Below are 22,871 nucleotides of genomic sequence, written 5' to 3'. Positions count from 1 at the left end.
ACTATTCTTCTAATTCTTCATATATTCTTTTAAACTCGTCAAGTGCTGACTCCAAATCTTCTGCAATTTCTAATGCTAGGAGCTTTGGGTCTGGAAGATTTTCTGAGTCGCCTAGACTCTCGTCTTTTAGCCAGAAGATGTCTAGATTTGTCTTGTCTCTTTTCATGATCTCTTCATAGGTAAAGGCTTTGAATCTTTCAGTTTCTCTTCTCTCGTGTCTATTTTCTGGATTGTAGCAGTTTATGAAATCCTCTAGGTCTTCATATTTTAGGGTGTTAGTTTTTAGTGTGAAGTGGATGTTAGTCCTTAGGTCGTATATCCAGAGCTTTTCTGTCCAGGGCTTTTCGCTGGCAGCTCTTTTATCAAAGAACAATACATTTGCTTTGACGCCTTGGGCGTAGAAGATACCCGTTGGAAGTCTAAGAAGTGTGTGGACATCGCACTGCTGGAGCAATCTTTTTCTTACTGTTTCTCCAGCTCCGCCTTCGAAAAGCACATTATCAGGGACGACTATTGCTGCCCTACCGTTTATCTCTAATAAAGTTTTAACATGCTGCAGGAAATTAAGCTGCTTGTTAGAAGTAGTTGCCCAGAAGTCGTTTCTTTGGTAGGTTAGAGATTCTTTCTCAATCTTACCTTCGCCGTTTACTATTGTGATGCTGCTCTTCTTCCCAAAAGGAGGATTAGTGAGGACTATGTCAAATCTGTCTCCTGGGTCGGATGTTAAGGCATCGTCAGTTACTATTGGACTATCTTCTCCACCGATGCCGTGGAGGTAGAGGTTCATTGTGCAGAGCCTTACAACGCTGTCCACAATGTCCCAGCCGTGGAAGGTGCCTTCTCTTAGGAACTTCTTTTCTTCAACATTCAGTGGATATTTAGAGATCAAGTCATATGATGCTAAAAGGAATCCTCCAGTTCCGCATGCTGGGTCGCAGATAGTTTCACCAGGTTTTGGTCTTATTACATCAACCATCGCTTTTATTAGTGCTCTAGGCGTGAAATACTGGCCAGCTCCACTTTTGATATCCTCTGCATTTTTCTGTAGCAAGCCTTCATAGATTGCCCCCTTTACATCGATACCCATGCCCATCCAGGTCTCTTCCCCTTCGATAAGCATGACAAGCCTCTTTAGTTTTGCCGGGTCTTGAATCTTGTTCTGGGCTTTTCTGAAGATGACTCCGATCATTCCTTTTTCCTTTCCCAGAGATTCTAGAATGTGCCGATAATGTACTTCAAGCTCATCGCCATCCTTTTTTAGAAGACTCTCCCAGTTGAGATCTTTTGGTATCTTTGACTCCCTGTTGAAAGGGGATTTAGTCTGCTCATCATCCATTTTTAAAAATAATAAGTAGGTGAGTTGCTCTACATAATCGCCATAACTAACCCCATCGTCCCTTAGGACATTGCAGTAGTTCCATAGCTTTTGTACGGCAAGTGCTTCGTTACTCATTCTACCAGTTTCTCCTGAACAAGTTTTCCTTTATTTGACTTTTCCATTTTTATTTTTTGTAATAAGATTTCTGCAGGCTCGTCATTTGGATCTTGTGGCACAAGTTTTCCTTCAAAGGCTTTTTTTAGGATACTTTGCCGGAGAATTTTGGATTCTTCTAGCTTAGAGTCGACTGTTTCTTCTATATAGTCTGCAAGGGAGAATAGTTTTTCTATTCTTTCTACTATTACTTTCTGTTCTTCAAGAGGGGGTACGAATAATTCCAAAATTTCAAATTTAGATTTATTAAGAATTGGCAAAGTAGTTGAAGAAGAATTAACTATAATATTCTTTTGAAATTGTGGTGAAATTGAATAGAAGTATACAAATTCTGGAATCACATTCTTAAAGGGTATAATGGCATTTATTTGTTGATTAGAAGCACCTTCTACCCTAGTAAATCCTGTTTTCCCAATTGTGGCACCAATGCAAGTTACTAGAATACTTTTGATTGGTAAAACCCTAGATTTTTCCATACCTTTAAATGATAAACCATCTTCTGAAGTTTTTACATAATAACCTTTATTTAGATCTTTTGGCTTAAAGAATGAACAATCATGGCCATAATATTCATTAATAGATTTACTTGGTGTTGTACCGGTTACAATTTCACCAATATCTTTAACTCTTAGTTCTGACCAACTTTCAGGCAGCACTTTTGAAACTTCTGCGTCTATGTTGATTTTATTAATTAAAGTAATTACGGGCTCAGTTTTATCTTTATTTTCTTCTCTCCATTTCTCAGTGAGTTTTCCTTCCATCGCATATTTCAAAATAGCTTGGCGATACACTTTAAGTTTTGATTTAACTTCTTTCAGAGATTCAACACCTTTATCAAGATTTGTGAAAAGCTCTTCTATTTTGTTTACTATTCTCTGCTGTTCGGCTAGTGGAGAGAGCGGAATATGTATTTTTCGCATTTGCGATTGGTTAAGTTTGTACCTTGTTGTACCTGTAATATAGTTTCTATAATCACAAATATTTAGATAATGGCAAATATAACGATTATTCGCAACATTCCCAACAGCACGTAAAACATGTGCATGATTGTTTACCCATGTTTTGCCTTTTATCAGATAGGATTTATCTTTAGAAAAATCAAGAAATGGTGCACCGTCTTCTCCAAGTAAAATTAATTCTTCGTCAAAAATATATCCCTCAATCCAACCAACTTGTCCAGTTGCACCATAATAAGGATAAAGATCAGATTCGTTTTTATTTTGAATTCTTTCTTCACGTTCTTCTGCATTAATTGGTTTTCTTTGACTATCTAAGATATCAATGCAATTTTCTAGACTCGTCCAAACCCAACCTTTGGGCAATTCTCCGTTCACTTGCTCACCAGTGATTCTTGTAAATCTTTCATTACATTATCAATTTTTCCATCAAAGATTTTGTTAGCTCTAAAAAGTCCTCCCTTATTATGGAATGGGGTCTGCTCAAGATCCTCTTTAGTAATACTCATTGAAGTAGAAATGTGGTCTTTTATCATTCTAAGCCATTCTATCTGCTCCTCAGTAAAAGTAACACCTTGCTTTTTCTTGTTCGAAATCCACTCTTCAAATCTCTTGTCAACAGTATAAGAAAAAGGCTCAAGGATCTTACTCTCTCCAAGCTCAAATCTTAAGAGAGATACAATATCTGTAAGTAGTTTGTGTGGTCCTGCACCCTTTACCTTAGATTTCTCTAGCTTTTCATAAGCTGCCCACAAATTATCAGGTGTAAGGTAGTAAGGTGGCCTTTCTATAGCTTCAGCAAGTTCCTTAATTGCATCATATGTCAAAAATCTTGTTGGGTAGGGATTGCTATAGATAATTTGAAGTGCAGTTAGCTCATCCTTATTTTCCTGAATGAAATTCTTGAAGTTATTTACAATAATTCTTGCCTTCTCAGCTGCCAAATCATCAAAGCCAGCAAATATAATTTCATCCTTACTAATGTTATCAATTATCTGCTCATTTTTCTTTTTTATCTCAATAATTCTAGATCTAAACTTTGGATTATCAAAAGGCTTACTTGCTCTATTTAGAAGCTCTTCGGTAGCCTTGTTTAGCTCTTCTTTAGTGGGCTCACTAGTATTGAACATCTCTTTTGCCTTTTCAATAGTTTTGTCTGGATCAACTGCATCAAGTAGTTCGTTTACTATTTGATTAATATTCTTTCCAGCTATGTTCTGAATTTCTTGTTTCTCCTTTTCATTCATCTGTAAGTCAATTTTTGATAGTCTGCCGGCAAGAGATGTAATCATGTCTCTGTTCTTTTTCCTTAGGGCCATTCCCATAAGTAGTTTTTCCAATGGTACGTTCTTTGCCCTTTCAAGAGGCATTGAATCAGTTTTGTCTGTTTCACAAACGCCAACTGCATCTATAATAACAAAATGAGTTTTAGTATATGCGTCAGGCGTGACACCCCTCAAATCAGTTGGGGAGATAGTTCTTGTACCTCTTCCTTTCATCTGCTCAAAATAAACTCTGGATTTAACATCCCTCATGAACACTAGACACTCTAGTGGTTTGATATCTGTACCAGTTGATATCATATCTACAGTTACAGCAATCCTTGGATTGTAAGAGTTCCTGAAACTACTTATCAGATCTTCTGGTTTTTCTCCCATAGTCCTATAAGTAATTTTTTTACAGAATTCGTCCCCCTGCCCAAACTCTTCCCTTACTATGTTTACTATATCTTCCGCATGCGAATCGTCTTTGGCAAATATTAGTGTCTTTGGTACAGTTTTTCTTCCAGGGAATATCTCAGTAAATACTCTTTCTTTGAATGTTTTTACCACAGCCCTTATCTGGTCTGGTGCAACAACTGACCTATCCAGGTCTCGCCCTTCATACTTGAAATCTTCATCAAGAGACTCCCACCTAACTTGTCTTGTAAGTCTGTCTCTTTTATCAATGTAAAATCCTGCCTCAACAGTGCTACCTTTCTCAGTTATCGCAGTATTAATTCTATAAACATCGTATCCGACATTAACTCCATCTGCAACTGCTCGCTCGTGATTGTACTCCATCACAAGATTCTGATTGAAAAATCCAAGGGTCTGTTTTGAAGGGGTAGCCGTAAGGCCAATAATAAATGAATCAAAATACTCCAAAACCTGCCTCCAAAGATTGTAAATAGACCTGTGACACTCATCAGTTATAATGAAATCAAATGTTTCAATAGGAATAAAAGGATTATAAGAAACATCAACTGGAGCGCCATCAATATCCTGGTCAAAAAGTGACTGCTCTTCTGCTTCTTCTTGCATCTCAATTTCCCCTCTAAGCATTGAATAGACCCTTTGGATAGTTGAAATGCAAACTCTGCTTGCTGGGTCAATTACATTTGAAGAGAGATGCTGGACGTTATAAAGTTCAGTAAACTTTCTCCCATCATCGGGTGTTTTATACTGGCTAAACTCAATCATGGCTTGTTTGCCTAGATTGTTTCTATCTACCAAAAAAAGGACTCTCTTTGCATTTGAGTGCTTTATCAAACGATAAACGAAGCTAATTGCTGTGAAAGTTTTCCCAGAACCTGTTGCCATCTGGATTAATGCACGAGGTCTTGCATCTTTAAATGATCTTTCAAGATTTGTCACAGCTTCAATCTGGCAGTCTCTTAATCCATCAGTTAGTAATATGGGCATCTCTTGTAATTTATTTCTTAATGTCCTTTCATCGGATAGATATTCCCTCAATGTTTCAGCCCTATGGAAAGAGAAAACTCTCCTTGAGCGTGGTCTTGGGTCTCTGAGGTCAACAAACGAAGTTTCTTTTCCAGTGCTATTATATACAAAAGGCAGTGGAGTTCCGTAAGAAGGGATATCATCTGGCAAACCTCCAACATACCTCATCGATTGGTCTGCAACGCCACCAAGTGGAATTCCAACTCTTTTTGCCTCAATGACACCACATGCTTTTCTATCAATAAATAGAAGGTAGTCTGCAAATCCTGTTAGAAGAGGGAACTCTCTTACAGCAACACTTCTTGAAGCACTGAGATCCATCATTTTATAATCCTGAACAACCCAACCACAATCAAAAAGCATCTTGTCAATGTCTTCCCTGGCTCTAGCTTCGTTATCCATTAAAAACAGCCCCATATACCAATAAATTCAATATAATGCATTCTTTTACAAAGTTATAGATATGAAATCCATATTTATTCGATATAATTAAGGAATTTCCCTATAAAAACTTATTTATTGGCGAGAAATCAAATATGTTTAAATATTTGAAACAATATAATTAATCGGGGGGATCAAGATGAAAACAAAGATTGAATTTTCCCTATTTTGCATTATAATTATATTATGTAGTATTTCAGCAGTATCTGCTAAGGTTTTAGTTTTGGATGAGCCAACAGACTATCTAAAGAAGTACCTTTCTAATCAAGAATATGAAGTAGTTCAAATTCCAGAATCAGGCCAGATAAAATTAGAAGAAAATAATTACTTCAATAACTTCGAGGCCGTTTACATAAGTGAAAAAATCTTTAGTGAGTTGAAGGAGCCAAACATAATCATTAATCGTAAGAAGGATCCTGGATTTGGATACATCACTGTTGTCGAAGGAAGGCCAGACAATGGAGTAATTTCACAAAAGACTAAAGTCAAATTACAGAGGGCATACTCTAGGAATATTCCACTTTACGGCTACACTCCAACAAACATTGCAAGAATCGCCTTTATTGATACAAAGGTAGAAAAAGATAAGAGATTCGACATTGGAATTGACCACCCGCGAACTCCTGTTTATTACAAGATAAATGATCCGACATGTGCTACAATTCCAGTCTGGGAGATATGCTGGGAATATACACAAAGAAGATAATTTATTTTTATCTATTCTTTTTTAGAAAGAAGATAAACCCCTATACACAGGATAAGTATACCTGCTATTTGCATTGGCGTCACAAGTTCTCCAAGAACTAGAAATCCTAGAAGTGCAGCAAAGAAAGGTGTTGATAACTCCAAAGCGCCAGCTTGGGCAGCTTTTACTCTTTTGAGTCCTTCATAGTATAATATGTAACCGACTCCAACTATAATCCCAATTATTATCTGATTTACACTTCCAAATTGAAACTCTGATATGAATAGTAAATATACTGAAAAGAATATCGCAGCAATTAAAAATCTGTAAAACGTGATTATTCCGCAATTCATAGTCTTTAGGTATTTTCTTGCTACTATTCCAGTTGTGGCCCAGGATAAAGTTGCGCCAACTACCAAAAGGTCCCCAACAGTTCCTATCCTTAAGACAAGAAGATTCTGCAAAGTTTGGGTAGTTACAAGCAGCGCCCCAATTATCATTATGAATATCCCTGCATAGTCATACTTTGAATGTTTTTCATCTTTCAAAATAAAATACCCGATCAATATAATAAAAATCGGCTGGAGATGCCCTATCAAAACTGCGTTTAGTACAGGAATTCTTGTGAGTGCAATATAGAATAATAGATCCGCAACAAGCGTTCCAACAACAGCGATATAAAATATTACAGAAAACTCTTTCTTTGAAATCTTGATATTTCTCCCATTTGTAGTAAGGGCGTAAATCAAAGCAACAATCGTAACAAATATAGCTCTGAATGTTGATGTCTGGACAACACTAGAATTAGCATAAGCAAGTTTTGCAAATATGGGCTCTATTGCCCACATGACGCTTGCACCAACTATTGCCAGAACTCCTATTTGCTTTTTGTCCATTGGAGTGGTATAAAGTAAATGTTTTAAAAGAGTTCCTATTTACTTACTTTCTACCAAAAAGAAGTTCTAGGATGTCTTTGTAGATTGGAACCTCTTCTTCCTCTTCATTTGAAAGAGAATATGTTTCTTCATAGATTTCGTTGTCTTCAGTCTTTTTCTTAGCCTCTTCTCTTTCTTCTAATTCCTCACTTTCCTTAAGTTTTTTTAAAGCAAGATAAGTCAAAGCTCCAAAAGTTCCAATGCCTGCCAGGAGTATTTTATCTTCATCGTCCATACAATCAATAACTGGATATCAAAGAATAAAAAGTTATTTGTTATACTTTATTATTTGATTTTAGTTTAGCGATATCCTCATTTTTGCCTATGATAGCAAGAGAGCTATTTTCAGTTATGGTAAAGCTTCCTCCAGGGATCAAATGAAATGGCCCCTTTGGCCCTTCCTTTACCGCTATGACCTGGACTCCATAATTATCATCCAATTTTAGCTCGCCAAGGGTCTTCCCCACATACTCTTTTGGGGCTTTTAATTCAAAGATTTTATAGTCAGGTTCGACAGGAAGCCAATTTATAAGGTTTGGAGTTGTTAAGGTTTCAGCAAGTTCAATTGCAACATCTTTTTCAGGGTATATGATCTTTGTAGCTCCAACTAGCTCCAAAATACGGCCATGGTCCTCATTTATCGCCTTTGCGACTATCTTTTCAACACCCAGATCCTTTAGGTATAAAGTAATCATTACACTAGCTTCAATGTTGTCTCTCATACATACTATGGCAGCATCGATAGATTTATCCACAAATTCTGTTAGCACCTTCTTATCTGTTGCATCTGCTACAATTGCTTGTGTAACTAGATCTTTAATCTGCTCAACTTTTCTTTCCGATTCATCTAGAACTAGCACTTGATTTCCTAGTTTGTGGAGGGCAGTTGCAACATTTACCCCAAAATTTCCAAGACCAATAACTACAAACTGTTTCATTAAATCACTTCTCTTATCCAACAAAGATATCTGCCTTTGGATATTTAAAAGATATTTCCTTCTGTTTGCCCAATAGTGAAAATCCTATGGCCAGTGGCCCTATCCTGCCTATGAGCATGAGGGATATGATAACTATTTTCCCAACTGAACTAAGGTACGGTGTTATCCCAAGAGAAAGCCCAACAGTACCAAGAGCTGAAACTACTTCAAAAAGAAGCTCAATGAAAGTAAATTTTTCGCTGAAAAGTAATATGAGAAGAGCAACGACAATAAAGATCAAGGATGTTATAAAGATCCCAAATGACTTTTCCATTTTTTCAGAAGCTATTACTCGCTTGAAGATATTTACATCCTTTTTACCTTTCAAAAGGTAATAAGTGAATAAAATCAATACTCCAAAAGTGCTTGTCTTGATACCCCCTCCAGTTCCTCCAGAAGAGGCCCCTATGAACATCAAGATCATCATAATAAAAAGACTTGGTAATCCCATAATGGAAATATCAACGCTATTGAATCCAGTTGTAGTTGAAGAGGATATTGACTGAAACATAGAAGCCATTAAAGATCCGCCTTCTGATAAAAATATAATGGCAAATCCAATCAATATTAAGACTGCAGTAAGTAAAAAGCTAAATTTGGTATAGACAGAGAGTTTCTCCTGTTCTTTATTATATGAAGCTTTCCCAAATCTTAGGACGTCATAGATAACAAAAAATCCTATTGCACCAAGTATACATAGAATACTGATTGTTACATTAAGTAAGATACTGTTTTGATATCCGATAAATCCATCTTTAAATAAAGAAAATCCTGCAGTGCAGAATGCTGAAACAGAGTGAAAAATCCCCAGATATAATCCTTTAATAAATCCAAAATCCCTTGACCAATAAACTGAAAGAACTAAGGCGCCCAAAGCCTCAATGGTGAATGTAATTATTGTTATTACTTTGACAAACCAAACCATATCTAATGTCGTGGGTCTCTTAACAGATTCTCTTAATAACATTCTATCTGTGATGGAAATTTTACCCCCAAGCCCCAAGACCATCAGTGTAACTCCAATCATATACCCAAGTGCACCAATCTGGAAAAGTAACATAATCACTGTTTGACCAAAAATTGAGTAGTAACTGCCTGTGTCTTCAACTATAAGGCCAGTTGTTGTAGATGCGGAAGTAGACGTGAAGAGAGCATCAATGTATCTTTGAGACATACCTGATGAAGATGATATAGGAAGAGAAAGCAAAAGTGAACCAATAATGGATATAGAAAGATAACCTATTACAAGCAATTGAATTGGAGTAAGATAATCCCATATTTTCCCTAAATTGAATTTATTCATCTAATTTTTAATGATTTATTTTCTTTTATATATATTTCTTTATCTTATTTGACCTGATTAAGATTAGATTTATATTAACTGAAAATAAATTTTAGGTGGTGGGTGTATGGATCTAATTTTGAGAAACGCTAGATTAAGTGATAACAATTACCTAGTTGATATTGGGATTAACGGTGGGAAATTTTCAGAGATAAAGAAGAGTATAAGTGCAAAAGGCGATGAAGAAATTGACCTACAAGGGCGATTTGTTTCTCCACCTTTAGTTGAAATTCATGTCCACATGGATGCAGCTCTTACTGTAGGCGAACCAAGATTTAATCTTGGGGGCTCCCTTTTAGAGGGAATTGAAATATGGGCAGAAAGAAAAAAGAGCCTAACTAAAGAAGATGTAAAGAGTAGAGTGAGAAAAGCACTGAAATGGGAGCTTGCAAATGGCGTAACAAGAGTGAGGACTCATGTAGATGTATGTGATCCTTCTTTAAATGCATTCAAAGCAATTTTAGATTTAAAAGAAGAGTTCAAAGATTATATTGATTTACAGATAGTAGCCTTCCCACAAGAAGGAATCTTTTCCTACCCAGATGGGGAGGAGCTTATGAGGAAAGCCATGGAAAAAGGAGCAGATGTAGTTGGCGGAATACCCCACTATGAGTGGACAAGAGAAGATGGTGTAAAGGATGCTACATTTGCTGTTTCTCTAGGAAAAGAAGTTGGGAAAATGGTTGACCTTCACATAGATGAAACTGATGATGATCACTCAAGATTTGTAGAAGTTTTAGCTGCAGAAACAATAAAGAACAATTATCAAGGAAAAGTTACGGCTAGCCACACAACAGCAATGCATTCTTATAACAATGCTTATGCCTTCAAACTTCTTGGATGGATTAAGAGGGCAGAGTTAAATATGGTGACAAATCCTCTCGATAATTCTGTTCTGCAGGCTAGATTTGACACATATCCAAAAAGAAGAGGCCATACCCGAGTAAAAGAAATGGATTCAATGGGAATTAACGTTTGCGTCGCTGATGACTCTATAATGGACCCTTGGTACCCTCTGGGTCTTGGAGATCCACTCCAGGCAGCATTTGTCTTTGTCCATTATGGGCAGATGTCCGGATACAATGAAATGATGAGATTAATTGAGATGATTACAACAAATCCCGCTAAAGCATTTGGAGCAACAGATTACGGGATTAAAATTGGAAATCCTGCTGATCTAGTAGTTTTTGATGCACCAACAGCAATTGATACAATAAGGCTAGTTGCCAGAAGATATCTTGTCATTAAGAACGGAAAAGTAATCGTACGAACAAAGCCATATGAGACAAATATTCTCTTAAAAGGTAAGGAAGAGAAAATAAACTTTATTAAATAATATTGATTATTAATTAGAATTAAAAATTATTGACTTTTTATTATTTTTTCTTTAAAGTATTACCATAACCTATTTTAACTGAATGTCAGTAAAATAATAGTATTTCAAAAATAAGAATAGAGTGGAGGTTTTAAAATAGAAGAAAAAAATAAGAAAAAACTGACTACAGTTGCAGGTGCACCTGTGCCTGATAATCAAAACTCTATGACTGCCGGCCAGAGAGGTCCCATCTTACTCCAAGACGTCTGGTATCTTGAAAAGCTTGCCCACTTTGACCGGGAAGTAATACCTGAGAGAAGGATGCATGCAAAAGGTTCTGGTGCGTATGGCACTTTTACTGTAACTCATGACATAACAAGATACACAAAAGCAAAAATTTTCTCAGAGATTGGGAAGAAGACTGACCTGTTTGCCCGTTTTTCAACAGTTGCAGGTGAAAGAGGCGCTGCAGATGCAGAACGTGATATACGTGGATTTGCCTTGAAGTTCTATACAGAAGAAGGTAACTGGGACCTTGTTGGGAACAACACTCCCGTATTTTTCCTTAGAGATCCACTAAAATTCCCAGATTTAAATCACGTAGTAAAGCGTGACCCTCGTACTAATATGAGAAGTGCAAAGAACAACTGGGACTTTTGGACATCTCTCCCTGAAGCATTACATCAAGTCACAATCACTATGAGCGATAGGGGGATTCCTGTATCTTATAGACACATGCACGGTTTTGGCAGCCATACTTTCAGCATGATTAATGCTAAGAATGAGCGGGTATGGGTCAAATTCCATTTTACCACTCAACAAGGAATTAAAAACTTGACAGATGCAGAAGCCGAAGCTATAATTGGTAAGGATCGTGAAAGTCATCAGCGTGACCTTTATGAGAGCATTGAGCGAGGGGATTTCCCTAAATGGAAGATGTATATCCAAGTAATGACTGAAGAACAGGCAAATAATATGCCATATAATCCTTTCGATTTAACAAAGATATGGTATAAGAAAGACTTTCCACTGATCGAAGTTGGGTATTTTGAATTAAACAAAAACCCTGACAACTACTTTGCAGAAGTTGAACAAGCAGCATTTAATCCAGCAAATGTTGTTCCAGGGATAGGATTTTCTCCAGATAGAATGCTTCAAGGTAGGTTGTTCTCTTATGGAGATGCACAACGTTACAGGCTCGGAGTTAATCACCACCAGATACCGGTAAATGCACCTAGATGCCCCGTAAACAGTTACCATAGAGATGGGCAAATGAGGGTAAACAATAACGCAGGAAGCACAATTGGCTATGAACCCAATAGCTATGGGGAATGGCAGGAGCAGCCAGAGTTTAGAGACCCGCCTCTTCCAATAACTGGTCCAGCAGACAATTGGAATTTTAGAGAAGACGACGATGATTACTACACTCAGCCTCGGCTCTTGTTTAGATTAATGACTCCAGAACAGCAAAAAGCATTATTTGAAAATACTGCACGTGCTATGGGAGACGCTCCAAAATTTGTCAAAATCAGGCACATTGGAAACTGTCTTAAAGCTGACCCTGCTTATGGAAAGGGAGTGGCCGATGCTTTAGGGATTTCACTAGACGAAGTTAAATAAATAATTTAGGAAGTATGTTTTGAAGGGATGGGTTATCTCAACCCTTCATTTATTAAAAAAGGAAAATAGAAATCATGATAACAAACTCAGTCAAAAAATACGCATTAATTTTTACAGGATCTACCTCCTTAGCTTTAGGGATTGTGGGGATTTTTGTTCCGGTTTTACCTACAACACCTTTCTTGTTACTTAGTTCATTTTGCTATATTCGCAGTTCAAAGCGCCTGCACGATTGGTTAATTAATCATAAATTATTTGGCTCATTTATCTATAATTATATCAATTATGGGGCAGTTAAAAGGGGAACAAAGATTGGGAGTTTGATATTTTTATGGGCTATGATTGGCAGTTCAATATATTTGTTACAAAATTTTCATTTGGGAATTCTTCTTTTAAGTATAGGTTTTGGGGTTAGTATACATATTTTAACTCTAAAGACTTTGAAAAATCTTAACTAGATAAAATTGATTAACAATTGACTATTTGCGATATTTTCAAAGACAATCAAAAAGTTTAATAAACCACTTCTAAAAAAAATTTTGGATGTCTCCTGATTTAAAATCTAAGTATTCTACCATTGCAGATAATGGAAGTTCAATTGAAGTTTTGGACTATTTGTACGAACTATACGATAGCATTCCTATACCTTCAGTTATTATTAATCAAGAATATATTATTCATGAAGTAAGCCAACAATTTTTGGATACCTTTGATTACGAAAGGAATGAAGTAATCGGAAAGAGTTTTTTAGAGTTTATATGCCTAGAAAATAAGAGTCTCTTCTTAAATTCAGTAAAAAAACTAGAAACTTTTGATAGTATTTTTGGTATAGAATTTCAAATACTCAAAAAAAGCAAATCAAAAATTGACGTTTGTTTTTCTGCAAGGATTGGTAATAAGTATGGCGAGGAGACTCCCGATATTTTTTGTATAATAGAAGATATCTCTTATCGAAGAGCGTATGAAAGAAATCTAGAATTAAAAAATCTAGAAATGTCTTTGCTTTTAGATAATATAGGGGCCCATATTTGGTATCTAAAGGATAAAGAAACATATGGGATAGTAAATAAATCACATGCTGATTTTTTAGGGCATAGTAAAGAATACTTAGAAAATAGAAATCTTAATGATTTTTTACCTAATGATGTCGCTGAAATCTGCATAAAAGGTAACAACGAAGTCTTTTCTCAAAGAAAGACAATTCACGCAGAGGAATGGGCACCTGATGCTAGAGGAAACAAAAGATTACTTAAGATTACTAAAACCCCTCTTTTAAATTCCCATGGTGATGTCGAGTATGTTGTATGCATCGGGTTAGATATAACCGATAAAAGAAAGTCAGAAGAACAACTTAAAGAAAGTCAGCAGAGGATAAGATGCCTATTTGAAGGTTCAATGGATGCAATTTGGGCTTCAAAAATAGATGGAACCATAATTGAAGCAAACAAAGCTGCATCAGATCTTTTAGGGTGTGCACTTGATGAACTTATTGGATCCAAAATAACTGAGTTTTATGTAAATCCAAAAGAAAGAGATGAATTTAGAAAGGAAGTTGAACAAAAAAAATCGGTAAGAGATTATGAAGTAAAACTGAAAAGAAAAGATGGAAAAGAAATAGATTGTTTATTCTCTTCCTCACTTTGGTCAAATTCAAAAAATGAAGTCCTTGGCTACATCGGAATTGTTCATGACATTACTAATAGAAAAAGGGCTAATAAGGAGATTATAGACTCAAAACATCTATTACAAAATATAGTTGATTCCTTACCAGATCCAACTTTTTCTATAGATATCGATAGAAAAGTACTATCTTGGAATAAAAAGATAGAAGAGATGACGGGCATAAAATCTCAAGATATTTTAGGAAAAAATAATTATGAATATGCAATGCCTTTCTATGGAGAGCGCCGCCCAGCATTAGTCGATTTGGTATTGGATCCTCAAATAGAGTTCGAAGGAAATTATGATTTTTTGACTAAGGATGGAGATACAATTGAAGGTGAAACTAAAGTTTTCAATACAAAAGGAGAAAAGTTTTATGTGTGGGCCAAGGCGACTGTACTCCACGATTCCAGTGGCAATATTATTGGAGCAATTGAAACTATTAGGGATATAACTGAAGCAAAATTAGCCCAAGACGAACTAAAGAAAGTTTACATGGCGATAGATCAAGGCCCTGGCATAGTTGTAATAACAGATATAGAGGGAAAAATAGAATATGTGAATCCTAAGTTTAGTGAAGTTACTGGATACACAAATCAAGAGATAATCGGTGAAAACCTTAGGGTGCTAAAGTCAAATTTCTTACCTCCTGAATTTTATTCAAGTCTTTGGGACACAATCTCATCGGGCTCAACATGGAAAGGGGAATTCCATAATAGAAAGAAGGATGGCGAATATTACTGGGAATATGCAACAATATCTCCGGTAAGAAATGAGAAAGGTGAAATTACAAATTACATAAAAGTCTCTGAAGATATTACCATGAAGAAGAAGGTCAAGAAGCAAATTGATGAGAATATAGAATATTTTGCACACTTAATTGATCACATAAGAAATCCTTTGGCCATCTTAAGCGGATTTATTCAGGTAAAAGTTGAAGAAGGAGAAACAAAGGAAAGATTACTAAGACAAGTTGATAGGATAGAAGAAATCATAAAGATGTTGGATAAAGGCTGGATGGATACAGAGGATACAAAAAAGTTTTTGAAAAAATATGGATGATTATTTCCTATTATGTTTTCCCAAGAGTGCATTCGTATATCTTTCCAGTTATGACTTCTGTGTTAACTAATAGATCAACTAGCGGGAATAGATCTTTCGGATATAATTTTCTTTTTAGTAGTTGGCCTTCCATCATCTTTTCTTCTATTTTTTCTATAGGAGTGTCAGTTCTTCTTGATTGTATCTCTATCTCTTTTTCATGTCTTTCTGTGAAAACATAAGTGGGGGATAATCCGTTGACCTTTATGTTGTATTTTGCAGCTTCATATGCGGAGTACCTTATTAGAGCTTCAAGTCCTGCCTTCGCTATACCGTATGGAGCTTTGTTATGTGATATATCTTTTGAAGAAGAAGAAACAAAATGCAGAATATTTCCTCCAGATTCTTTATTTCTTTTCATGTATTTGATTGATTCTTTTGTCAGCATAAAAGCAGTTTTTAGATTTGTATCTATGACTTTTGCGTACTCTTCCATGGGGAACTCTTCAATTGGATGAGAATATAGACTTCCCCCTATAGCATTGATAATTACATCTATCCGACCATATTCATCATTGATGTAACTAAAAAGGAATTTTATGTTGTCTTCCGAGTTTAGGTCCATAGGCATGTAATTGAATTTATCATCTTCTTTTATCCTTGTAAAATCCTGAAGATTTTTTCTTCCGCTTCCTATTAGAATTTTAACATTTCTATTCAAATGTTCGAGAAGAGGTTTACCAATGCCCCCACTAGCCCCCGTTAACAAAACTATCTTTTCTGAGAGTTCCATAATCGTGATTATTGCTTTTTTGAATTAAATAATTATCTGATTAATTTGTATTTATATCCAATAATACCAATAGATTTATATAGTATTAGTTAACTATATTGATTAGCAATAATAATTAGTACTTTGAGAGGATTATTATGGAAGATGTTAAGGTTGTAGTCTTTGGGAAGGAAAATGCCGGTAAGAGTACCTTAATTAAAGCCATAGAACACGATGCAATAAACATTGATAAAAAAGACACTACAGTTTCTATGGATTATGGAAGGGCTGTTGTTGGCGGGAAAAAAATCCATTTTTATGGAACGCCAGGACAGGAAAGATTTGACTTTATGAGGGACATACTGTCAAAGGGTGCTAATATAGGAATAATGGTTTTGGATTCGACAATGAATATCTCAGAGATGGACATTAATCTTTTGCAGGAATTAAAACATAAAGGCATACCTTGTCTTATATTTTTGAATAAGAGCGATATTGCCGATACAGAAGCAATAAGAAAGAAGTTTAATGGATTCCCAGTCATATCAGGATCTGCAAAGATGGGAAATGGAGTAAACGAGCTTATACATTCTCTAGTAACTCTTGCTTAAAATCCCAATAACCTTTTAAATTTATTAAAACAATCTCTAATATATGAAAGACAGCCATCTCTTGCCTCTTTTAACATTAGCTAAAAAAGGTAAGATCAAAGGGTCTGTTTATATCTCTTCAAAGGATCTTGGAAAAGAGCTTGGAGTCTCTCAGCAGACTGCTTCAAGATGGTTAAAAGAACTTGAATCTTTGGGTGCAATAGAGAGAGAACTTGTAAAAGGAGGCCAGACAATTACGATTACAGAACAAGGGCGAAATTATCTTAAGACTTTCTATGTGGACCTATGTGGATTATTCAACAAAAAGAATGATGAACTTAATATTGAGGGAACAATTATTTCTGGAATTGGAGAGGGAAAGTATTATGTTTCTAGACCTTTCTATAAAAAGCAGTTTGAGGTAGGCCTTGGTTTTAGTCCCTATCCAGGAACCCTAAATATCAAGCTTACAGATGAAACTGACATATTACTTAGAAAATTCCTTGACAGATATCCTTCTGTTATTCTAAAATCAGGTACTGATGAAGGAAGGTCTTTTGGCCACGTTAGGTGTTACAAAGCATTGATTGACGGTAAGGTAGAAGGAGCAGTCATAATACCTTTGAGAACTCATCACCCGCATAATGTCGTTGAAATAATATCTCCTAAAAATCTTAAAGAAACTTTAAAGAAAAAAGATGGAGAACTAGTTAGGATTACAATTGAGGTATAATTTATGAGGATTGTTTTAAAGATTGGTGGATCTATTGTTTTTTCTGATAAAATTGACGTTGAACTTGTAAAGAGTGTTTCTAAACAAATAATTTCATTATCAAAGAATCATGAATTTTTGATTGTAGTTGGCGGGGGAACAATAGCCAGGGAATATATTGGTGCTTTAAAATCCATAGGAAAGGATGACACGTTCCTTGACTTTATAGGCATGGAAGTTGCTAAATTGAATGCCTCTCTCTTCATGGGCTCATTAGGCGAAAAAGCACCAGTTGAAATCTCAAATGATTTTAAAGATGCACTTTCCACATTGTATTTGGGAAAGATCCCGCTGCTTGGTGGAACACATCCAGGCCACACCACAGATGCTGTTTCGTCAATGCTTGCTGAGTTTGCAGGTGCAGACTTATTCCTAAGATTTACAAACGTGGACGGAGTATATGATAAGGATCCAAGAAAGTATAAAGATGCAAAGAAGCTTGGAAAAATCTCACATGAAACGTTACTTGAAATAGTTGAAGGAACAAAAGCAGAGGCCGGTGTAAATACCGTAATTGACCCCTTAGCAGCAAAAATATTGAAAAGATCAAAAATAAAAACAATTGTTTGTGGAAAGGAAGAACTTAAGGATATTAAGGCAGTTATAGAGGGAAAACATAAAGGGACAGAGATATCCTAATTGTTAGATCGCCATGATAGGTGCTAGAGTCTCTAGGTCAGAAGGGGAAAAGCATAGAAAAACTCTTTTAGATATGGGAGTTCTTGATATTAATTATAAAATTGCTTACGATGGAGACTATATAATATTTCCCTTAAAGGAAGAAATAAGTGGCTATACTATTGTCGAATACAATTTTTTACCCCGTGAAAAAAGAAAGAGTTCACTGAGAGAAATACTCTCCAATAAAGTCCCTGAATCTTATCTTTTCAAACTAAGAGCATTTGATGCTATAGGTAATATAGCTTTGATTCAGCTAAGTGATGAACTAATCCCTTACCAAAAAATAATAGGGGATGCTCTTTTAGAATTAAATCCTTTCATCAAAGCAGTTTTTAGGAAGGATAGCATTGAGGGCGAGTACAGGGTTCCCAAATTAGAGTTAATTGCTGGAGAAAACATCACTGAATCGGTATATCTAGAGTTTGGGGTAAGGATTTTACTTGATGTTTCTAAGGTATATTTCTCCCCAAGACTATCTGAAGAAAGAAAAAGAATAGCATCACTTGTCAAAAAAGATGAAATAGTCTTAGATATGTTCTGTGGGGTGGGCCCATTCTCGCTAATGATAGCGAAAAAATCAGAGCCCAAGAAGATATATGCTATTGATATAAATGAAACGGCCATATACTACCTAAAAAAGAACATTGCACTAAATAAAACTTACAATATAATTCCGATTCATGGGGATTCAAGAATGGAAATTAAGAATATTGAACGTCCAGACAGGGTAATTATGAATCTTCCCCACTCATCATTTGAGTTTCTTCCAGATGTATTCTCAACCTACAAAAGTTCAATAGTGCACTTCTATTCAGTGTCAGAGAATATCAATCTTGTAAAGAAGAAGATACTTGAAGAGTCGAAAAAACACAATAAAAGTGTAGAGTTTCTTTTTGAAAGAACTGTAAAAAGTTATTCCCCTAATACAGACATTTACTGCATAGATTTTACCTTTTCATAGATTGTTACTTTCATTTCTTTTCCTTTTATAAGAGACTCGATTAAATTTCTATCAATGTCGATTGAAGCTTTGCTTGATCCTATTGCATAAGTTCTACTAGATACAAATGAAGAAGTTCTTATGACTAGTTCTTTTTCATCACTTATCTCATGATTTTTTGGGATTGTAGCTTCGAATGTATCTTCTATTCCCTCTACATTTATTACAAAAATTAATCTTCCGCTTAATTTATTGAGTTCTCTGATATTGTGATTTGAAGATACGCCTAATATACAGTCGCCATTGCCTGAGATATGATCCTCTTTTGTGAACTCTAAAGTGCTTCTGTGCTCAGCAGTTATTTTTGGATGGCCCTTAGCTGTAAAGGAAATCATATTCGAAAAAAAACCTTTAATCTTAAAAGCGTTGCTTTAAAATTTTTATCGTGGAAGATTATATTATTGGATTAAAGAAACTGTCAACTAAATTAGGAATTGATGAGTTTATTGAATTTGACCCATCTTTATTGATCCCTGAAGAAAGGATTAGGAAGTATTGTTACGAGAATATATGTGGGAACTATGGAAAACATTACATGTGCCCCCCGCTTATAGGAACAGTTGAAGAAATCAAATCTAAACTAAATCTCTACAACAAAGCTATTCTTGTGAGGTATTCAGAAGAAGTAGATGTAAAAAATGATAGAAAGAAAGTTAAAAGATCTAAAATTGACTTCCACAAGATAATACTGGAGATAGAAAATTTCCTATCTCAAGGAGGAATTGAGTCATGGGGATTGGTAGGTGGTAGTTGTTCTTTTTGCATTGAGTGCAAAGCCATAACTAATAGGCCTTGCAAACATCCTCATAAGGCAAGACCCTCTCTAGAATCACTTGGGATAGATGTACAAAAACTTCTTGATAATTTTGGCCTTGACAATAAATTTTATCCTGATAAGATAGTTTGGACTGGCTGTATACTACTAAAAGAAAACACAACAAGATAAGCTTAAATATTGGTATATATTAAATTATTTCCATGAAAAAAATGTATTTGGTACTTTTTGTGACTCTTATTTTAATTTTCTCTAATTTTCTTGCCGTATCCTCTCTTACAAATCAACAGAAGAATCAAGTGGCACAAGATTTTTTCAGTACGGGTGCAAGTTTAATGAGGGCAGAAGATTTTCTAAAGGCCAAAGATTTTTTTATATATTCTCAAAATGAAGCTTTAAACGCAGGTAACAATTACCTGGCCTACACTGCAAATGAGCGGATTAAGGATTGTAATAATATTTTAGGTTTAGATTCCAATGATCATACATTAAATAAAACTCTTATGTCAAAGGAATTAATTTTACCTTCTACCTCTGGAGCTTCTGACTATAAAAGAAATGTTACTTTGAATGTATACTCTTACAAAAAACATGATTTCATTTCTTTTTATGTTTCACAGGGTCAGACTATACAATTCAGTTATAAGGTAACAAAAGGGGATGTGTCGATATATTTTATGGATAAGAACAGTTTTAACAGATTTAAAAATGCCAGTTACTTCACATATGATCTTAGCATTGGTGGAATTGAACTCCCATCTAACGTTGGTGTGGACTACAGCCAAACTTACACAGTTCCTGAAAGTGGCGAATGGTATCTTCTTTTAGTAACAAATTCTTCCGAAGCTGGAGAACTACAGATTGATATCTTATAATAATAAATAATTTAAACTTCTTTTAATTTCTTCAATACGATGAAGATTATATTTCTTGGAACATCAGCATCTAAGCCAACTTCGGAGAGAAATCCCTCTTCTGTAGCTCTGCAATACAATAATGGGGAGTTCATGCTTTTTGATTGTGGCGAGGGAACACAGAGGCAGATGATAAAGAAAGTTTCTCCAATGAAGGTATCTAAAATCTTTATCACTCACCTTCATGCAGACCACATAATTGGTCTTGTTGGATTGATTCAATCTATGAAGCTAAACGGAAGAACGCAACTACTAGAAATATTTATACCAAAAGACACTATAGAATATATGGTGCAACTATTTTCTATACCTTATTTTTCTGCAGATTTTGAAATCCACGTCATAGAAGTCTTTGATGAAAAGATTGAATTTGACGGTTACTGGATACGGCCATTTCCAGTATCTCACGGGGTTCCTGCAATTGGGTATATTTTTGGAGTAAATGATTCAAGAGGGAAATTTAACAAGAAACTTTGTGATGAACTTGGTATTAAAGGAGAGATGTTTGCCCTACTTGAAAAAAATGGCAAGATAGAAGTCAATGGAAGGGAAATCTCAATCGATGAAGTTACGGGGAAAACAAAGAAAGGAAAAAAGATTGTTTATACGGGAGATACTGAAAAACTTGAAGTTTTTCCAGAGGAAGCATATCATTGCGATGTTTTAATTCATGAGTCAACTTTTATTTCTCAAGAGGATAAAAAAGAGACATACCATTCTACTGTTAAAGAAGCATGTGAAGTTTCTCAACTCCTTTCTGCGAAAAAACTTGTTTTGACACACATAAGCCAGAGGTATGAGACAAAAGAAGTTATTGAAGAATCGAAAAAATACTGTGAAAACGCAATAGTTGCTGAAGATTTTCTAGAAATTAATTTATAATTTAGTTGTTCCTACTCTGACATATGCCCACTTTTAAAATATATTATTTATTTTAGTTATTGGTCACCATTATTGATAACTAATATTTCCAAAAAGTTTATATAGTATTGTAATATTCCTTGGCATACAATGTATAACAAGGAGGTAATAATACGTTATCAATGAAAAAAACAATATCAATGCTTATGGCGCTTTCTTTAGTTATGCCCATCATTTTGGTATCTTCAGTATGGGCTTCTGGAGGCGCAGCAGATGACTCAGCAATATGTAACAAAGGCAGCACAGTTTTAATTGATGTCTTAGCCAATGATACGGGATTGACACAAATAGGCCCTATTAGTCAACCAATGCACGGAAAGGCAGTTTTAGAGAATGGTAAGATAAGATACACTCCTGATCCAACTTGGTATGGAATTGACACATTTACATACTCTGCCACAACAGCTAAAGACACAGCATTATTTTGCACTGAAACTGGACATTATTATGAATATGTCTCAGGCACTCTTTCTTGGAGCGATGCAAACACGACCGCATCAACAAGAAATTTCTATGGATTGAAGGGATACCTTGTAACAATTACTTCTGAAAAAGAAAATATTTTTGTTACTTCTTTAGTACCCGAAGATTATTCAGGATGGATGGGCGCTACTGATGATCCCAACCTAACTGGGGATACAGAAGATACTTGGTATTGGGCCACAGGTCCAGAAGCAGGTACTAAATTTTTCTATGGAAGATACCCCGATATTGGACCTGAATGTTATGTCTACTGCAATTGGAATTCTGGAGAACCAAATGGGGCTAATGGAGGAGAGAGTTACGGAGAATTTTATTATTCTGGATTCTGGAACGATCTTCTTGTGGATTCTAGCGAAGCTGAGGGATATCTAGTAGAATATGGTGGAATGCCAAATGATGTATCAACTCTACCAACAGCAACTGTAAAAGTAGTTGTGTTAAATAATTCTACATTACCGATACACGCAGAATTAAAGGCTTCTTACAACAACAGAGTAAAAACAGTTAATTCTCTACAGACACAGATATTAAATAAGCTACCGGCAGGATGCAAGCAGAGCGGAGTTTCAAGTGCAGGATGCAGTGTTCCTGACAATGTAAAAACAATGTGGACTCAATCAGAACAATATATCGAGAATGCCAAGAAAACAGGAAACATGATCAAAGCAGTAAACGACCTTAAAAAAGCAAAGGAACTCTTAGAGCAAATATTAACAAAAATATAATATTAAATTTTTTATAATTTTATTTAATATCTAATATTTTCAATATACT

General features: G+C 35.4%; 22 protein-coding genes. 13 read left to right on the top strand and 9 right to left on the bottom strand.

The genetic code is table 11. The features are described 5' to 3' along the window. Window position 1: 1 nt before the first annotated feature. The 3 genes from HPY60_03490 to HPY60_03480 are packed head-to-tail and all read right to left on the bottom strand — an operon-like array spanning window position 2 to window position 5,573. Complete coding sequence (locus HPY60_03490) at window positions 2-1,453, bottom strand: SAM-dependent DNA methyltransferase (GenBank protein ID NPV50245.1); 1,452 nt, start codon at window positions 1,451-1,453, stop codon at window positions 2-4. Further along, window positions 1,450-2,826, bottom strand: a complete 1,377-nt coding sequence (locus tag HPY60_03485) for a hypothetical protein (GenBank protein NPV50244.1) — start codon at window positions 2,824-2,826, stop codon at window positions 1,450-1,452. The genes HPY60_03490 and HPY60_03485 overlap by 4 nt, the downstream gene beginning before the upstream one ends. Next, the gene (locus HPY60_03480; GenBank protein NPV50243.1) at window positions 2,823-5,573 is read right to left on the bottom strand and encodes a DEAD/DEAH box helicase family protein; all 2,751 of its coding nucleotides are present in this window, start codon (window positions 5,571-5,573) and stop codon (window positions 2,823-2,825) included. Before HPY60_03480 ends, HPY60_03485 begins: the two co-directional genes overlap by 4 nt. Before the next feature lie 178 nt (window positions 5,574-5,751). Here HPY60_03480 and HPY60_03475 point away from each other — a divergent pair, with 178 nt between their 5' ends. Next, complete coding sequence (locus tag HPY60_03475; protein NPV50242.1) at window positions 5,752-6,318, top strand: hypothetical protein; 567 nt, start codon at window positions 5,752-5,754, stop codon at window positions 6,316-6,318. Window positions 6,319-6,329: 11 nt separating this feature from the next. Here HPY60_03475 and HPY60_03470 read toward each other — a convergent pair whose 3' ends face one another. The 4 genes from HPY60_03470 to HPY60_03455 are packed head-to-tail and all read right to left on the bottom strand — an operon-like array spanning window position 6,330 to window position 9,512. Further along, complete coding sequence (locus tag HPY60_03470; GenBank protein ID NPV50241.1) at window positions 6,330-7,193, bottom strand: DMT family transporter; 864 nt, start codon at window positions 7,191-7,193, stop codon at window positions 6,330-6,332. A gap of 43 nt (window positions 7,194-7,236) precedes the next feature. Continuing rightward, window positions 7,237-7,467 (bottom strand): hypothetical protein, encoded by a 231-nt coding sequence (locus HPY60_03465; GenBank protein NPV50240.1) that lies wholly within the window; start codon window positions 7,465-7,467, stop codon window positions 7,237-7,239. A gap of 40 nt (window positions 7,468-7,507) precedes the next feature. Continuing rightward, window positions 7,508-8,170, bottom strand: a complete 663-nt coding sequence (locus tag HPY60_03460; protein NPV50239.1) for a TrkA family potassium uptake protein — start codon at window positions 8,168-8,170, stop codon at window positions 7,508-7,510. Window positions 8,171-8,183: 13 nt separating this feature from the next. Then, complete coding sequence (locus tag HPY60_03455; GenBank protein ID NPV50238.1) at window positions 8,184-9,512, bottom strand: Trk family potassium uptake protein; 1,329 nt, start codon at window positions 9,510-9,512, stop codon at window positions 8,184-8,186. A 106-nt stretch (window positions 9,513-9,618) separates the two neighbouring features. Here HPY60_03455 and codA point away from each other — a divergent pair, with 106 nt between their 5' ends. The 4 genes from codA (at window position 9,619) to HPY60_03435 (ending at window position 15,210) form a co-directional block, all read left to right on the top strand. Next, entirely contained in the window at window positions 9,619-10,887 is a 1,269-nt protein-coding gene (gene codA, locus HPY60_03450) for a cytosine deaminase (protein NPV50237.1), read from the top strand. Window positions 10,888-11,022: 135 nt separating this feature from the next. Further along, window positions 11,023-12,486 (top strand): catalase, encoded by a 1,464-nt coding sequence (locus HPY60_03445; protein ID NPV50236.1) that lies wholly within the window; start codon window positions 11,023-11,025, stop codon window positions 12,484-12,486. Between the two features lie 74 nt (window positions 12,487-12,560). After that, window positions 12,561-12,944 (top strand): YbaN family protein, encoded by a 384-nt coding sequence (locus HPY60_03440; protein NPV50235.1) that lies wholly within the window; start codon window positions 12,561-12,563, stop codon window positions 12,942-12,944. An 85-nt stretch (window positions 12,945-13,029) separates the two neighbouring features. Next, the gene (locus tag HPY60_03435; GenBank protein ID NPV50234.1) at window positions 13,030-15,210 is read left to right on the top strand and encodes a PAS domain S-box protein; all 2,181 of its coding nucleotides are present in this window, start codon (window positions 13,030-13,032) and stop codon (window positions 15,208-15,210) included. A 10-nt stretch (window positions 15,211-15,220) separates the two neighbouring features. On the opposite strand, the gene HPY60_03430 is transcribed toward HPY60_03435, so the two are convergent. Next, the gene (locus HPY60_03430; protein ID NPV50233.1) at window positions 15,221-15,982 is read right to left on the bottom strand and encodes an SDR family oxidoreductase; all 762 of its coding nucleotides are present in this window, start codon (window positions 15,980-15,982) and stop codon (window positions 15,221-15,223) included. 137 nt (window positions 15,983-16,119) lie between these two features. Here HPY60_03430 and HPY60_03425 point away from each other — a divergent pair, with 137 nt between their 5' ends. Genes HPY60_03425 through HPY60_03410 form a run of 4 tightly spaced genes read left to right on the top strand, consistent with a single transcriptional unit; the run spans window position 16,120 to window position 18,965 of the window. Continuing rightward, complete coding sequence (locus tag HPY60_03425; protein NPV50232.1) at window positions 16,120-16,572, top strand: GTP-binding protein; 453 nt, start codon at window positions 16,120-16,122, stop codon at window positions 16,570-16,572. A 43-nt stretch (window positions 16,573-16,615) separates the two neighbouring features. Then, the gene (locus HPY60_03420) at window positions 16,616-17,284 is read left to right on the top strand and encodes a CTP-dependent riboflavin kinase (GenBank protein ID NPV50231.1); all 669 of its coding nucleotides are present in this window, start codon (window positions 16,616-16,618) and stop codon (window positions 17,282-17,284) included. Between the two features lie 3 nt (window positions 17,285-17,287). Further along, window positions 17,288-17,962 carry a UMP kinase gene (pyrH, locus tag HPY60_03415; protein NPV50230.1) on the top strand — a complete coding sequence of 225 codons (675 nt, stop codon included), beginning with the start codon at window positions 17,288-17,290 and terminating at the stop codon, window positions 17,960-17,962. A 13-nt stretch (window positions 17,963-17,975) separates the two neighbouring features. Continuing rightward, window positions 17,976-18,965, top strand: coding sequence for a class I SAM-dependent methyltransferase family protein (locus HPY60_03410; protein ID NPV50229.1), 990 nt, complete (start codon window positions 17,976-17,978; stop codon window positions 18,963-18,965). On the opposite strand, the gene HPY60_03405 is transcribed toward HPY60_03410, so the two are convergent. Then, window positions 18,938-19,339 carry a DUF371 domain-containing protein gene (locus HPY60_03405; protein NPV50228.1) on the bottom strand — a complete coding sequence of 134 codons (402 nt, stop codon included), beginning with the start codon at window positions 19,337-19,339 and terminating at the stop codon, window positions 18,938-18,940. The genes HPY60_03410 and HPY60_03405 overlap by 28 nt on opposite strands. 50 nt (window positions 19,340-19,389) lie before the next feature. Between HPY60_03405 and HPY60_03400 the strand changes: the two genes are divergently transcribed. The 4 genes from HPY60_03400 to HPY60_03385 all read left to right on the top strand — a co-directional run bounded on the left by HPY60_03400 (window position 19,390) and on the right by HPY60_03385 (window position 22,822). Next, complete coding sequence (locus tag HPY60_03400; protein NPV50227.1) at window positions 19,390-19,950, top strand: DUF2284 domain-containing protein; 561 nt, start codon at window positions 19,390-19,392, stop codon at window positions 19,948-19,950. A gap of 32 nt (window positions 19,951-19,982) precedes the next feature. Beyond that, window positions 19,983-20,654, top strand: coding sequence for a hypothetical protein (locus HPY60_03395; GenBank protein NPV50226.1), 672 nt, complete (start codon window positions 19,983-19,985; stop codon window positions 20,652-20,654). 39 nt (window positions 20,655-20,693) lie between these two features. Next, a complete protein-coding gene (rnz, locus tag HPY60_03390; protein ID NPV50225.1) occupies window positions 20,694-21,575 on the top strand; it encodes a ribonuclease Z in 882 nt (293 codons plus the stop codon). A 161-nt stretch (window positions 21,576-21,736) separates the two neighbouring features. After that, window positions 21,737-22,822: a hypothetical protein gene (locus HPY60_03385; GenBank protein NPV50224.1), complete on the top strand. Its 1,086-nt coding sequence runs from the start codon at window positions 21,737-21,739 to the stop codon at window positions 22,820-22,822. Window positions 22,823-22,871 lie beyond the last annotated feature (49 nt).

It is taken from the genome of Methanofastidiosum sp. (assembly GCA_013178285.1).
Classification (GTDB): domain Archaea; phylum Methanobacteriota_B; class Thermococci; order Methanofastidiosales; family Methanofastidiosaceae; genus Methanofastidiosum.
This window is presented reverse-complemented; position numbering and strand designations above follow the sequence as displayed.